The 16,466-nt window shown below is 64.4% G+C and carries 3 protein-coding genes; 2 read left to right on the top strand and 1 reads right to left on the bottom strand.

Features of this window, described 5'->3' with window-relative positions:
* Positions 1–186 precede the first annotated feature (186 nt).
* The gene (locus RE4_RS10695) at positions 187–14,502 is read left to right on the top strand and encodes a non-ribosomal peptide synthetase (RefSeq protein WP_060938553.1); all 14,316 of its coding nucleotides are present in this window, start codon (positions 187–189) and stop codon (positions 14,500–14,502) included.
* 1 nt (position 14,503) lies between these two features.
* Here the strand turns inward: RE4_RS10695 and ku are convergent, their stop codons facing one another.
* Positions 14,504–15,343 carry a non-homologous end joining protein Ku gene (gene ku / locus RE4_RS10700; RefSeq protein ID WP_172932851.1) on the bottom strand — a complete coding sequence of 280 codons (840 nt, stop codon included), beginning with the start codon at positions 15,341–15,343 and terminating at the stop codon, positions 14,504–14,506.
* A gap of 149 nt (positions 15,344–15,492) precedes the next feature.
* On the opposite strand from ku, the gene RE4_RS10705 reads away from it, so the two are divergent.
* A complete protein-coding gene (locus RE4_RS10705) occupies positions 15,493–16,464 on the top strand; it encodes an alpha/beta hydrolase (protein WP_020969603.1) in 972 nt (323 codons plus the stop codon).
* Positions 16,465–16,466 lie beyond the last annotated feature (2 nt).

Below are 16,466 nucleotides of genomic sequence, written 5' to 3' on the forward strand. Positions count from 1 at the left end.
GAAGCTGACTGATCGGTAACATCGCAGCTGATTGTCACGATGTGATCTCCGGCGGGCGATTTGCCAGTTTCCACCCGAGCTTTCCAATGTATTCGTCTCATTTCGAAGTGCCCCGATCAGTTCGAAGCGTCCAGCGGACGCATATACCTGTTTGCATCATGATCAAGTTGTAAGAGGGAGATTCGTGTGGATGGCAGTCCCGACCGAGGAATCGTTTCCGCAGCTCGTCCGGACGACGAACTCACCTTCCCTCTTTCTGCCGCGCAACTTTCCCTGCTTGTCGCACAACAGCTTCGACCCGAGATTCCCGTCAGCATCGCTCAGTACGTCGACGTGGACGGCCCGCTCGACATCGAGCTGCTGACCGCTGCCAGTAAACAGACCGGCCGTGAGATCGGCTCCGGATACCTGCGCCTGGTCGAGGTGGACGGGGTTGCGCGTCAGTGGCTCGATCTCGACATGGACGACTCCCTCGACGTGGTCGACCTGCGCGCCGAATCCGATCCGGAATCGGCGGCGCGAGAATGGATGCGCAAAGAGCACACTGCTGCCATCGATCCGTTCACCGATCGCCTGGTCAGGCTGGCAGTCCTGGTGCTTCGCGACGACCATTACTACTGGTACAGCCGTATTCATCATGTGGCGCTCGACGGTTTCGGCGCGATGTCGATGATGAACCGCACAGCCGAGATCTACACCGCCGCGGTGCGGGATCTGCCAGTTCCCCCAGCGGTAACTGCCCCCCTCCAATCGTTGGTGAAGGCAGAGGCCGACTATCTGGGCTCTTCCCGGTGGGAACGCGATCGCGACTACTGGAACACCAAGATGGCCGACAAGCCGGGCGGAACCTCGCTCGCGTCCTCGACTGCTCCGTCGCAGGCATGGTCACGCCTACGGTCGGCGACGGTACCTACGGAACTGCGAAGCTCCCTCGAAAGGCTTGCCGTCGCTCACGACGTGACTACGTCGTCAGTGGTGATCGGTGCACTGGCGGCTTACCTCGCCCGGGCCACCGGGACCCGCGACGTGGTCCTCAGCCTGCCGGTCTCGGGGCGGACGACGAAAGCTGCTCGCAGGTCCGGCGGAATGATGTCGAACGTCGTCCCGATACGTGCGAGTGTCGATCCGCACTTCGCGGTGGGAGACTTGCTGCACGAGGTGAAGATCGAACTCACCGGCGCACTGCGTCATCAGAAGTACCGCCACGAGGACCTACGACGCGACCTCAACGCCGGTGATCACAGCATCGCCGACGGACGCGGCTTCCACGGGCCGTTGATCAACCTCATGCTGTTCCACTCGGGAATCACTCTCGGGGACGCGCACGGCGAACTGAACGTGATCTCGACCGGGCCGATCGAAGACCTCTCGGTCAACGTCTATCAGACTTCCGCAGCCGAAGAGATCCAGATCGACTTCGCCGCGAACCCAGACCTCTACACCAACGAGGACATCACGCGTCACCACCGACGTTTCCTCGAATTCCTCGAATTGTTCTGCGCTGCGGAATCGGGAACTCGATTGATGGACATCGACCCGGACGCCGCGGGGAAGTGGATCGCCGAAGTTCAACACGCCCGCAACGTCGAGTACTGGTCTTCGACATTGTCGAACCCCGCCGAGGATCTGGGTTTGCCGGTCGTCGCCGGATCCGGTCGGACGTCCACGCCCCTCGAGATCGAGGCAGACCTCTGCCGCCGCCTCGAGACGATGGCGACGACGATGAACACGAGTCTGTTCGTGCTGTTCCAGTCTGCGATGGCCGGACTGCTGCGCCGCGTCGGTTCGGCTGACGAGGTGTCGATCGGCGTCTCGGTCCGCGGGTACGGCGCCTCGAACCCGGACGATTTCGTCTCGATGTTCGCCAACCAGTTGGTGCTTCGCTCGACGGTGTCGAACACCATGACGCTCAACGACCTGGTCGGTGCGGTGGACACCGTCGCAATCGAAGCTTTCGAACACGCAGACATTCTTCTGTCTTCGGTGACCGCCGCACTCGGTGACGGCCGCTGGGTGGAGACGGGCCCGTTGTTCCGGGCGATGGTCTGCTTCGAGGAGCCGCTGGATGCTCACCCGAGATTTCCGGGGCTCATGGTCGGTGCGCCTATCGGATCGGATCTGGCCACCGTGCCGGAACTGTTTGTCTCCCTGGCGATTCCGACTGGTGAGCATGCCGATTTCGATCAGCCGATCTCCGGTGTTCTGGATTGGCTCGGCACGAAGGAGCAAGCCGAGGACCTCGCCGACCGTTATCTACGAATCTTGACCGCGATGGTCGGTGCTCCGCACTCGGCGCTCGGCTCAGTGGATCTGCTCCGCCCGGACGCGCGCCAGGCGCTGGTGCCGCCCGTTCTCCCGATTACCCCGGTCCGAACGCTCTCCGACATCCTTTCCGATCGCATTCGGGCGACCCCGGAAGCGATCGCCGTTGTCGCAGGTAGCGAGCGCGTGTCGTACCGCGAACTCGATCGACGATCGAATCAGTTGGCGCGCAAGCTCGTCGAGCATGGCGTGCAATCCGAGTCGTTGGTCGGAATCATGCTGCCGAAATCCGTGGACATGATCGTTGCCGCTGTCGCGGTAGTGAAGGCCGGCGGCGGATACCTCCCACTCGATCGTGCGCACCCCGCCGAGCGTTTGGCATACGTGGTCGAGGATGCGCAACCGGTGTGCGTCATCTCCGATTCCACTTTCCCGAACTCCGCCTTCCCGAATTCTGACGTGGTGGTCGTCGGGGTCGACTCCGACGAGTACTCCGGTGAGGGTCTGGAAACCGATGAGTGCCCGCGCGGGCACGGAGTCGACAATCTGGCATACGTGATCTACACCTCGGGGTCGACGGGCCGACCCAAGGGCGTCTCGGTTACTCACGCCACCGTGGTGCGATTGTTCGAGAACACGCAGGTCGAATTCGGATTCGACGGCAACGACGTGTGGACGATGTTCCACTCGTTCGCCTTCGACTTCTCGGTGTGGGAAATGTGGGGCGCGCTGCTCCACGGTGGAACGCTGGTTCTGGTCGATCACGAAGTCTCACGCGACCCCGATGCCTTCCGCGCGCTCGTCGCCGCAGAAGGCGTCACCGTGCTCAATCAGACGCCCTCGGCCTTCTACCAGTACATCGAAGCCGACCTTCGGGCCGATTCGGCGACCCGGCTCCGGTACGTGATCTTCGGTGGCGAAGCCTTGGATCTTCGTCGCCTCGGGCGCTGGTATGACAATCACGCGGGCTACGACGATCACACGGAATCCGGGCCCGCACTCGTCAACATGTACGGCATCACCGAGACGACGGTGCATGTCACCCATCTCGAAATCGACCGGGCGAGCGCGAGTGCGGTTACCGGCAGCCGGATCGGTGACGCGATCGACGGACTTCGTGTGTACCTGCTCGACGAGCATCTCTCCCCGGTCCCGGTGGGGATTGCGGGGGAGATCTATGTCGCCGGCGGTCAACTCGCCCGTGGCTATCTGGGCCGACCAGACCTCACCGCGGGCCGGTTCGTCGCCGATCCATTCAACGCGGGCGGCCGGCGGTTGTACCGGTCCGGTGACCGCGCACGATGGATTGCGCCTGGACAACTCGAGTACCTCGGACGCGGCGACGCGCAGGTCAAGATCCGCGGATTCCGGATCGAACTCGGCGAAATCGACTCCGTCATCCTCGGCGCGCCGGGAATCGACGACGCCGTGACCGTCGTGGCTCCGACGCCGGCCGGCGGCGCTCTCGTGACCTATGTGACCGCTTCGGACGCCGTGGACGCCGAAGCCCTTCGCGCGCACGCCGCCGAAGCCCTCCCCACCTACATGGTTCCCGATGCCTTCATGGTCATCGATTCGATTCCGTTGACCACCAACGGAAAACTCGACCGGCGTGCGCTGCCGTCGCCGATCCTCGCCTCCACCAAGGTCTTCCGGCCCCCGACGACTCCGACCGAGGGCAAGGTAGCCGCGGTTCTGGCTGACATCCTGGGTAGTGGACCGCTCGGGCTCGACGATAATTTCTTTCATTTGGGCGGAAACTCGCTGGTAGCGACGACGGCTGTGGCGCGCTTGACCGAAGCCACCGGAGTTCGTATGCCACTGCGTGCGCTCTTCGACCATCCCACGGTGTCCGGGATCGCGGCGACGATCGAGCGTGCCGCCCAGACCCCGGACGCCGACGGTATCCAGGTCGTGGCCCGGCCGGCGGTACTACCTCTCGCTCCCGCGCAGCAGCGACTGTGGTTCCTGAACCGCGTCGCACCGGAATCAGGTGCATACAACATTCCGTTGGCGGTGTCGTTGCGCGGCGCCGTCGATCCCGACGCACTGAGTGCCGCGATCGTGGACGTCGTGACACGTCACGAGTCACTACGCACCGTGTTTCCTCAAATCGGGGACAACGCAACGCAGAAGGTTCTGGGCCTGGGCGAGGGTATCGCGGGGCTCGAGTCGATCGAAGTGGAACGCGAGAATCTCGAAAGTGTGATCTTCGAATTCTCCTCGGCGGGTTTCGATCTGGTCCGCGAACGCCCGGTCCGCTACCTGCTGATCACTGTCGCCGACGATGAGGAAGGCGATGGCAAGGACGGCGATGACGAGCAAGCAGTCCTCGTCGTAGTTCTGCACCACATGGTGGCCGACGGCTGGTCGCTCGCGCCGTTGGCTGCTGATCTCACCGGCGCTTACGCCGCCCGCGTCGGCGGCAACAGCCCGCAGTGGGCGCCCCTTCCGGTGCAGTACGCCGACTACACGCTCTGGCACCGAGAACACCTCGGCGACGCGGCATCCACCGATTCGCTTGCCCACTCACAGATCGCGTTCTGGAAGCAGCAGCTGGCGGGAGCGCCCGAGCAACTCCACCTGCCGACGGACCGTCCGCGCCCACTCGACCCGACCATGCGCGGGGCCGGAGTCGACATCAGAATTGGCGCTTCCACTCATCAGAAGCTCGTTGTACTTGCCGGCGATCACGACGCCACGCCGTTCATCGCCCTGCACGCGTGCTTCGCCCTGCTTCTGGCCAGGTACAGCGGCACGGACGACGTCGTCATCGGAACACCGGTGGCAGGACGAGGGGACAGATCTCTCGATCTGCTCGTCGGCATGTTCGTCAACACTCTGGCCTTGCGGACCGTCGTCGATCGGGACGCGACGTTCGCCGCACACCTGTCGCAGGTCAGGGCCGTCGACGTGGATGCCTTCGACAATGCGGACGTGCCTTTCGACGTCGTCGTGGACGCGCTCGAACTGGACCGCTCGCCTGCGCACCATCCGGTCTTTCAAGCTGCCATCACCTCTCGGATAACCACGGCTCACACAGCCGAACTGGCCGGGGTGTCGATGACGGCGCGGGCAGTCGAGACGGGGCTGACCAAGTTCGACCTCGAGCTCACCGTCACCGAACGTCACGAGTCCGGGGCCGCAGCTGGAATCGATGCCACGTTCACCTATTCCACCGACCTGTTCGACAACGCGACCGTCGAAGCGTTGGCGCGAAACTTCGTGACCCTCGTGGAATCGGCAGTGTCGGAACCGACTGCACCGGTTGGTGACCTTCGTGTACTCGGATCGCGGGAGAGTGCCGCGATATTGCCGCGACGCGGCGTGGCTTCGGTGGGCGAATCGACGCTGGCGCAGATCCTCGGGGATACCGCGAGGACGTATCCCGACGCGATCGCCCTCGAAGACTCCGAGCGCTCACTCTCGTACGGGGAGCTGGAGCGTCGATCGAATCGGATCGCTCGATACCTCATGGACCTGGGCGTCGGCCCCGAGACACCGGTCGCACTGGCCGTCGCCCGATCGGTCGACTCCGTGCTCGCAGTCTGGTCGGTCACCAAAGCCGGTGGCGTTTTCGTCCCGGTCGATCCCCGTTATCCCGCAGATCGAGTTGCGCACATGCTCCAGGATTCGGGTGTGCGGATCGGAATTCGGTCCGCCGAGGTTGCGGCCGGTCCGGCAACCGGCGGGAACGTCGCAGTCTGGATCGACCTCGGCGACGCGGACACGGTTGCAGAATGTGCCGCCTACTCCGACGCTGCCATCGACGACGCTGCCATCGACGACGCGGACAGAACAGCGTCGATCACTGCGGCGTCGGCTGCGTACGTCATCTACACCTCCGGCTCGACCGGAGTGCCGAAGGGCACCGTCGTCACTCACGCGGGTTTGGCCAATCTTGCTCGCGAACAACAGGATCGGTACCGGATCACCGCCGGGTCGCGAACTCTGCATTTTGCGTCACCGAGCTTCGACGGCGCCGTACTCGAGCTACTGCTCGCCGGTTCGACCGGCGCGACGATGGTGATCGCCCCTCCCGACATCTACGGAGGGGAGGCGTTGAGCGAGTTCCTCCGAAGCCGCGAGGTCACTCATGCCTTCATCACTCCGGCTGCTCTGGCGACCGTCGATCCGGCGGGCGTGACGGCACTGGAATGCGTAGTCGTCGGCGGCGACGTGTGCACCCCGGAATTGGTCTCGAGCTGGGGCAACGGGCGCAGACTGCACAACGGATACGGTCCGACCGAAACCACTGTCATGGTTGCCATCAGCGACCCACTCTCACCGGGCGATCCGATCACCATCGGCGGTCCCATCCGCGGAATCGACGCCGTGGTGCTCGACGCTCGGCTGCAACCGGTCCCGATCGGCGGCGTCGGCGAGCTGTACATCGGTGGGCCGGGGCTTGCACGTGGTTACCACCTTCGTCCAGCGCTGACGTCGGATCGTTTTGTCGCGCATCCGTCCTCGACGTCCGGTGCGCGGATGTACCGAACCGGTGACCTGGTCCGTTGGACCAAGGACCTGACCCTCCGCTACGTGGGCCGCAGCGATCATCAGCTCAAGATCCGCGGGTTCCGCATCGAACTCGGCGAGATCGACGCTGCTCTGATGGATTCCCCTCTCGTTCACTTCGCCACGACGATTCCCGTCGAATCCGCCGCAGGCACCACTCTGGCGTCGTACGTGTTGCTCAGCGGCGACGCTGATATCGAGTCGCTCTTTGCGGCACTCGCCGACACGCTGCCGCGGTACATGATTCCGTCGTCGATCACCCCGATCGACGCGATTCCGTTGACTCCGGTCGGCAAACTCGATCGGAGAGCATTGCCGACGCCGATACCGCGCGAAGTCCTCGGTACGGGTCGTGAACCCGAGGCCGGGCTCGAACGCACCGTCGCCGACGTGTTCGCTTCACTGCTCGACGTACCCGAGGTCCGGGCCGGAGACAGTTTCTTCGATCTCGGGGGCAACTCGCTCGTCGCGACGCAGGTGTCCGCGCGGTTGAGCGCAGCGACGGGACTCGCTGTGGACGTGCGCTCGATCTTCGAAGCGCCGACCGTCGAAGCGCTCGCTGCACGTCTGGCGGCGAGCGCCGAAGAATCAGACGATCGACCTGCTCTGAGCGCCGGTGCTCGCCCGGACCGACTACCGCTCTCCGCTGCGCAACAGCGGCTGTGGTTCGTCAATCGCTTCGACCCGCAGTCCGCGGTCTACAACATTCCGTTCGCGATCCGGATCACCGGAGACATCCACGGCGATGCACTCGAGGAGGCGCTTGCGGACGTCATTGCACGCCATGAGGTGCTTCGAACGATCTACGTCGACAGCGCCGACGGCCCGAGCCAGGTCATCCGAGCAATTTCCGACGTGCAGTTCTCCGTCGAGCGCTATTGCGGATCCGAAGGTATCGAATCCGCGACGACGGAGTTCGCGGCGCGTGGGTTCGATCTCGGTTCGGATCTGCCGATTCGGGCCATGCTGGTGCGCGAGGACACTTTCGCTCACGTACTGGTCGTCGTCATCCATCACATCGCCTTCGACGGTTGGTCCCTGACTCCCTTCGCGACAGATTTCGTCGCGGCGTACTCCGCACGCGTCGTCGGAGACGCCCCGGTTTTCACACCGCTCGACGTGCAGTACGCCGACTACGCGGTGTGGCAGCAAGACTCGCTCGGGCAGATCGACGACCAGAAGTCTCTGGTTGCCCGCGAGCTGACCTTCTGGACCGCTGCCATGGCTGGTGCCCCGGACGAGGTACTGCTACCGGTGGATCGCCCACGCGGATCTGTCACCACGACCGCCGTCGGATCGGTGCCGATCGTCATCGACGCGGCGACCGGGGAGCGGCTCGCCGCCTTGGCAAGGCGCAGTGGCACGACGCAATTCATGGTCGTACACGCGATCTTGACGGTTGTTCTGGCGCGTCTCGGTGCTACCGACGACGTGGTGGTCGGTACTCCGGTCGCAGGCCGCGGCCGACCCGAACTGGATTCCCTGATCGGGATGTTCGTCAATTCGCTACCGCTTCGCACACCGGTCGATCACCGAGCGTCGTTCACTTCCCTGCTCGAGGTCGTCCGTGAACGCGACCTTGCCGCCTTCGCGCACCCCGAGTTGCCATTCGAGGTGCTGGTCGACGCCCTCGATCTCGACCGGTCAACTACGCGACACCCGCTGTTTCAGGTCATGCTGTCGTACCACCAGAATGTGGTCTCGCCGCAGGTAACCGTCCACGACGCCCATCTCGAGGCGCAAGCGCTCGAACCGTCCGTCGCTAAGTTCGACCTCGAGTTCACCCTGCTGGCAGGCGATTCCGAGAACGCGGAGATCACCGGGTCGCTCAGGTTTGCCGAGGCGCTCTTCGACATTTCCACCGCGGAAACGATCGCCGCACGTGTGCAGTCGGTGGCCCGCGCCGTCGCCGCAGACCCGGACACCGCGATCGACGACATGGAATTCCTCAGCACCCTCGAGCGTGCGTCGCTGATGCCGGTACGAGGTCCGGCGTGGACCAGTTCGCGCACCTTGGCCGAAATATTGACGCGGACCGCCAACCGTTCAGGCGATTCGGTGGCCCTTCGATCTGGTGGCACCACCGTGCTCTACCGAGATCTCTTCGCCCGTGCATCGGCGCTTGCCCACCGTTTGACCACGGAAGGTATCGGCGCCGAAGACATTGTGGCGATAGCGATTCCGCGTTCGATCGACTCGATCGTCGCGTTGTGGGGCGTTTCCTTGACCGGCGCCGCGTTCGTTCCGGTCGATCCGCGATACCCAGCCGATCGCATTCTGCACATGCTCACCGACTCCGGAGCCACTCGCGGAGTGACAACGGAAGCGGTGATCGAATCACTGCCCCGTCCGGTTCCGTGGATGACGATGGACGACATCCACGGCGACGGTGTCTGGCAGCCGGTTCCTGCCGCGCCGATCCGAATCGACAACCTCGCCTACATCATCTACACCTCCGGATCGACGGGAAAGCCCAAGGGTGTCAGCGTCACTCACCGTGGCCTGAGCGCATTGGCCGCCGAGCAGACGGCGCGCTACGGCATCTCGGCGCAGTCGAGGACGCTGCACTTCTCCTCACCGAGCTTCGACGCATCCATCCTCGAACTGCTGCTCGCCGTCGGTGAGGGCGCGACGATGGTGATCGCATCTCCCGATGTGTACGGCGGCGAGGACCTCGCAAAACTGATCACCGATCATCAGGTGAGCCACGCGTTCATCACGCCGGCAGCGCTGGCCTCGGTCGATCCCACCGGGCTGGACGTCTTGCAGTCGATCGTTGTCGGCGGCGAGGCCTGTTCACCCGAACTGGTCCGCAAGTGGGCACCGGGTCGCCGGTTGTTCAACGGTTACGGGCCGACGGAAACCACGGTCATGGTGTGCATCAGCGATGCTCTGACGGTGGGGGAGACCGTGACCATCGGCGGGCCCGTCCGGGGCGTGTCCGCGGTAATTCTCGACGGCTCGGCTCAGCCGGTACCCGTCGGGGTCACCGGTGAGCTCTACATCGCCGGCCTCGGACTTGCCCGCGGCTACCTCGACCAACCCGCGTTGACGGCGACGCGATTCGTGGCAGCGCCGTTCGGCCCGGCCGGCGCCCGCATGTACCGGACCGGTGACCTGGTTCGGTGGACGCCGCTCGAGACGATCGAATACGTCGGACGCTCTGATCACCAGGTGAAAGTACGCGGATTCCGCATCGAACTGGGCGAGATCGACTCCGTGCTCAGCGATTACCCCGGCGTCGAGTTCGCGGTCACCGTGGGCATCGACGCAGCTTCCGGTGAGACGATGTTGGCGTCGTACGTAGTACTCGGCGCCGATGCGGTCGAGATGGACGAATTGCTGATCCATGCGCGCCGCTCACTGCCCGCCTTCATGGTGCCGTCGGCGATCACCCCGATCGAGCACGTTCCGCTGACCCCCGTCGGGAAACTCGACCGATCGGCGCTGCCGGCGCCGACACTGCGTTCGTCCGAGCGGAGTGTCGAGCCGCTGACCACCGCGACCGAACTCCAGGTTGCCGGCGTCGTGGCGGAACTGCTGGGTATCGAACAGATCAGTGCGTCGGACAGTTTCTTCGAACTCGGCGGCAACTCACTGCTCGCCACCAGACTTGCCCAGCGACTGGGCGAATCGTTGGGCAGGCAGGTACCTGTCCGAATGCTGTTCGAGCACCCCGAAATTCGGGAACTTGCCACCGTGCTCGACACATCCGCCGGGGCGAAGGCGCTACCACCGATCACCGCCGTCGACCGCCCCGAGCAAGTTCCGCTGTCCTACGCGCAGGCCCGCATCTGGTTCCTCAACCAGATGGATCCCGGCTCACCCGCGTACAACGTCCCTGCCGCGATCTCCCTCGACGGTGCACTCGACGTCCCAGCCCTCGAAGCTGCGGTCCTCGACGTGATCGAAAGGCACGAAATCCTGCGCACGGTGTTCCCCGACTCCGACACCGGCCCACACCAGGTGATCCAGGATGCATTCACCTCGCTGGAGTACGCAAATGCGGACACCCGTGAACCGGCAGAGCTCGCCAGAGAATTCGCGTCGCGTGGATTCGACATCACGACCCAAGCTCCCGTTCGCGCGCTCCTGCTCGAGTCGACGCCGCAGCACCACACGCTTGTCATCGTGATCCACCACATCGCGGCGGACGGATGGTCGATCGCGCCGTTGATGAAGGACGTGCTCACCGCCTACGTCGCGAGAAGTTCGGGACGCGCTCCCGAGTTCACCCCGCTCGAGGTGCATTTCGCGGACTTCGCCATCTGGCAGCGGGAAGCGCTGGGCTCTGTGAACGAATCCGAGAGCGTGCTCGGGGCACAGGCGTCGTACTGGCGGGAGACGTTGCGGGGAGCACCTGAGCTGATCGACCTTCCGAGCGATCGAGCGCGCCCGCTCACCCAGTCGTTGAGCGGCGGCCACACCGCGGTCTCGCTTCCGGCGCACACCCGGATCGCGGTCGAGGCGGTCGCCGGCTCGAATGCGGCGACGCCGTTCATGGTGTTGCACGCTGCCTATGCCGTGCTGCTGTCCAGGCTGAGTCGAAGCACGGACATCGTGATCGGATCTCCGGTCGCCGGGCGAGGACACCGAGTTCTCGACGACCTCGTGGGAATGTTCGTGGGCACGGTCGGACTGCGCACGACGGTCGATCCCGGGTCGACGTTCGTCGACGTTCTGCGTACTGTCCGCTCCGTCGATCTCGACGCCTTCGCCCACGCGGACATTCCGTTCGAGCAGGTCGTGGACGTTGTGGCGCCGACCCGGACCACCGACCGTCATCCGGTGTTCCAGACGATGATCTCGTTCCACGGCGCCCACCCGACGACGTGGGACCTGCCTGGACTTGCCGTTCGTGCCCACGAGATCACACCGGACATCGCCAAGTACGACCTGCAGTTCACCGTTGTCGAACAGACCGCGGAGGAAGGCGGCGGCTACGAGGCCTCCCTCACCTACGCGAAGGACCTCTTCGACACCGATACGGCGGAGTCGTTTGCGGTGATGCTGGAAACGGTCATCGAGACACTGACTGCCCAGCCCTCCGCCGTCGTCGGTGACGTGGATCTTGCGGGACGTGGCCTGCGTGCGTTGCCCGGACGTCCGGCCGGCGATGCTTTGACCTTGCCGGAGTTGCTGCTTCGCGGCGCGGCCGATCCGCATGCTCCGGCAATCGTCGACGTCGCGGCTTCCGCCACGCTCACGTACGGCGAACTCGACCGACGCTCCGACGCAATGGCGTTTGCGTTGATCGCTCGCGGGATTGCGCCGGAAATGATTGTGGCACTCGCGCTTCCGAGGTCGGCCGACTATGTGATCGCGCTCTGGGCCGTAGCGAAAGCCGGCGGAGTGTTTCTTCCCGTGGACCCGGCGTACCCCGCCGAGCGGATCGAGCACATGCTCACCGACAGTGGGGCGGTACTCGGTATCACCAGGGGCGAGTATGCGGCCGGCCTTCCGGGCGTCACGTCGTGGATCGAGCTCGACGCGGTCGAATTCACCACCGAAATCGAGGCAGTCCATTCCGAGACACTGCCGGACGCTCCACTCGAGTTCGACAACCCGGCCTACCTGATCTACACCTCGGGCTCGACCGGAAAACCCAAGGGCGTATTGGTCACTCACGCGGGATTGGCCGCGTTTGCCGACGAACAGCGGGAACGTTTCGGCGTCACCGCGCACTCTCGCGCTCTGAGCTTCGCCTCGACGAGCTTCGACGCGTCGGTTCTCGAGCTCCTTCTGGCATTCGGCGCCGGCGCAACGATGGTGATTGCGCCTCCGACGGTTCTCGGCGGTGTCGAATTGCACGAACTGCTCGACGAGCAGACGATCACCCATGCATTCGTGACTCCGGCCGCCCTGGCGACTGTCGATCCCGCCGGTCTCGACCATCTCGAGGCCGTCGTTGTCGGTGGCGACGCCTGCACCGCCGACCTCGTATCTCGGTGGGCGCCGAGGCGCCGAATGTTCAACGCGTACGGCCCGACCGAGGCCACCGTCGCAGTCACCATCAGCGATTCACTCGTCGCGGGGCAGACCGTGACGATCGGCGGTCCGATCCGAGGCGTGGATGCGATGGTTCTCGATTCCCGACTGCACTCGGTCCCCGGGCAGGTCGTCGGCGAGCTCTACGTCAGCGGCGACGGTCTCGCCCGCGGGTACCTCGGCAACCCCGCGCTCACGGCAGCGCGGTTCGTCGCCGACCCGCACGGACCCGAAGGCTCTCGGATGTACCGCACCGGAGATCTTGTGCGTGAAGATCGCGCACGGTCGCTTGTCTATCTCGGACGCGCGGACCACCAGGTCAAGGTCCGAGGGTTCCGGATCGAACTCGGTGAAATCGACGCGGTGCTGGCGTCGGAGGCGTCCGTGCATTCGGCTGTGAGCGTGGTCGTCGGCAACGGCGTCGACGCTCGGATAGTCGCGTACGTCGTCCCGGCACACGGGGACGTCGACGTCACCGCACTACGACGCCACGCAGGCACATCCCTGCCTGCGCACATGATCCCGTCCGCTTTTGTCACGATCGGTGCAGTCCCGACCACGCCGGCGGGCAAGCTGGATCGCGCAGCTCTGCCTGCGCCCCTCTGGGAGTCGCCGAGTGGACGCAGTCCGGAAGGCAGCGACGAGATTGCGATCTGCGCTGCTTTCGCGGAGGTCCTCGATCTCGCCGACGCAGACACGTACGCCGATTCGAGCTTCTTCGAACTCGGCGGAAACTCGCTCATGGCAACGCGTTTGGTCGCTGCCATCAAGGAACGCACCAGCATGACCGTCCCCGTCGCGTGGATATTCTCCGACCCGACGCCGGAGGCATTGGCGCGCAGACTCTTCGAACTCGAGGCAACAGTTGTGACAAGTGACGCGGATACCTCCGCACTTGCAGTAGTCCTGCCACTACGCCCGGAAGGCCGCGCCGAGCCACTGTTCTGCATCCATCCGGCCATCGGAGTGGCCTGGTGCTACGGGGCACTCGATCGGTACGTCGATTCCAGCCGGCCGCTCTACGGCCTGCAGTCGCCGATTCTGACGGACCCCGAATTCCGGGCGGAGCTGATCGAGGATTTCGCGGCGCGGTACGTCGAGGAAATTCGCGGAGTTCAGCCGCACGGTCCGTATCACCTGCTGGGGTGGTCGATCGGGGGATTGATCGCTCACGCGGCGGCGGTGCAGTTGCAAGCAGCGGGTGAGAGCGTCGCCGACCTGATTCTGCTCGACAGCTTCGTTCTCGAAGACCCGACGATGGCGGGCGCGCAGCCTTCTCTCGCCGAACTGATCGGCGGGTTGGGGATCTCGGTCCCGGACGCCGACGAGCGTGATCTGACACCGGAGGACGCCGAAGCGCTCTTGCATGAGGCCATCGGCGATCACCCTTTGGTCTCGAGCGATCGGATCGAGCGACTGTTCGAGGAATACTCCGCAGGCGCGGAGCTTGCCCACCGGTACCGCCCGGGCAAGTTCGTGGGCGATCTGCTGTTCTTCTCGGCACAGACCGACACCTTCGACCCGCTGCGAACGGCGTCGGCGTGGCGACCGTTCGTGTCCGGGGTGATCATCGACCGTCCGGTGCCCACGTCACACGCCGAAATGTTCACCGAGGCAGGTCTGGAGGCGATCGGGCCCGTGATCAACCTGGCGGTCGGAACCGGTCGTCACGCGGCCCCGGACGTCGACGCCGAGTTGGACGCTCTGATCGAGATCCAAGACGTGCGCGGCTGACTCAGGCTCGTTTCTTCCTCGGCGTCGTCGACTTCGACGAGCCGGCCTTGGAGGCGTTCGACTTCGCTTCGTCCACACTGCGCTGCAGTGCGGCAACGAGGTCGACCACCTCTGCATCGGTGCCCTCTTGGTCGACCTCGGCGGCGGGGATGACCTTCTTGCCGCCGTTCTCGATCATCTCGTCGAGCAACTGCCGCAGTTGGAGCTGGTAGTCGTCGGTGAACTCGGTCGGATCGAAATCGCCCGCCATGCTCTCGACGAGCGTCTGCGCCATCTTCAGTTCCTTGGCCTTCGGCTTCTCCACGTCGTCGAGTGAAGGGAACTCTGCTGCGCGAACTTCGTCGGGCCACAGCAACGTCTGGATCACGAGGACGCCGTCGCGAGCGCGCATCGCGGCCAGGCGCGTCTTCTGTCGCAGAGTGAAATGCACCAGTGCCGTTCGATCACTCTCGGTGAGCACAGTCGAAAGCAGGACGTACGCCTTCGGCGACGCCGAATCGGGTTCGAGGAAGTAACTCTTCTCGAACAAGATCGGATCGATCTGATCGTTCGGCACGAATTCCAGCACCGGAATCTCGTGCTTCTCCGCGGCCGGGAGTTTGTTGAAGTCCTCGTCGCTCAAGATGACGCGCGATCCGTCTTCCGAGTCGTACGCCTTGTCGATGTCCGCGAACTGAACCGTGTTTCCGCACTCGGAACACACACGGTTGTACTTGATGCGGCCACCGTCTTTTGCATGGACCTGGTGAAATCGGATGTCGTGGTCCTCGGTCGCCGAGTACACCTTGACCGGAACGTTGACCAGACCGAAGGCTATCGAGCCTTTCCAAATCGAGCGCATGCCTCCCATGATGGTCGCCCCCAGCCGATTGCGCGAGGCAAACGCTCACGGTTGATCCCGAACCGTTGCGTCCGGGTGGGCCGGTTCGAGGCGCGGCGAGCGGGTATCCGCTCCGAGAATCCGACTCGCACACCTGGGGGCATACTCCGATGAGTATCCGAACCTACCGTCGACGCGTAGCAGCAGCGCTGGCAATTTCACTGGTTCCACTGCTGTTTGCGCCTTGGCCCGCGAACGCAGATCCGGCACGCACCGTAACCATCAGCGTCCACTCTGATGCGATGGGCCGCGACATTCCACTCGAGGTGATCCTCCCCGCCGACACGAGCGCCCCACGGCCCACGTTGTATCTGCTCAACGGCGCCGGTGGTGGCGAGGACAGTGCAACGTGGGAAGGACGGACCGATGTCCTGGACTTCTTCGCCGACAAGAACGTCAACGTCGTGACGCCGCTGGAAGGAGCGTTCAGCTACTACACCGACTGGCAGAAGGACGATCCCGTACTCGGACGCAACAAGTGGCAGACGTTCCTCACTCGCGAACTGCCGCCAGTCATCGATGCGCAGTTCGGTACCAACGGGGTCAACTCCATCGCGGCGATCTCGATGACCGCGACCTCGGTACTCAATCTCGCGATCTCAGCCCCAGGGCTGTATCGGAGTGTCGGGGCCTACAGCGGGTGCGCGGAGACTTCCACCCAGCCGGGTCAGGACTACGTGCGACTGGTGGTCGGTGCGCGGGGTGGCGCTGATCCGACAAACATGTGGGGACCGTTCGACGGTCCGGGATGGCGCGAGAACGATCCCGTCGTGAACGCGGAGAAGTTGCGGGGGACCGAACTGTACGTCTCCACCGGATCCGGGCTGCCAGGTCCGCACGACAACCTTCAGGCGCCCGATGTGAACGGAAATCCCGGAGCACTCCTGAATCAGATCATCGTCGGCGGCATCATCGAATCCGCGGTCAACGGGTGCACACACGGATTGGCGGACCGACTGAACGCACTGGGCATCCCCGCGACCTTCGACTTCAAGCCGAGCGGAACCCACTCGTGGGGTTACTGGCAGGACGACCTCCACAATTCGTGGCCGATGATCGCCAGCTCGATGGCAGCGCAGTAGTC

Origin of the sequence: Rhodococcus erythropolis NBRC 15567, assembly GCF_001552595.1 — a bacterium.
In the GTDB taxonomy this organism is placed as follows: Bacteria; Actinomycetota; Actinomycetes; order Mycobacteriales; family Mycobacteriaceae; genus Rhodococcus_F; species Rhodococcus_F erythropolis.

Coding starts and splice junctions, on each gene's coding strand:
- ku (WP_172932851.1), bottom strand. CDS start 15,343: ATGCGCTCGATTTGGAAAGGCTCGATAGCCTTCGGTCTGGTCAACGTT.
- RE4_RS10705 (WP_020969603.1), top strand. CDS start 15,493: ATGAGTATCCGAACCTACCGTCGACGCGTAGCAGCAGCGCTGGCAATT.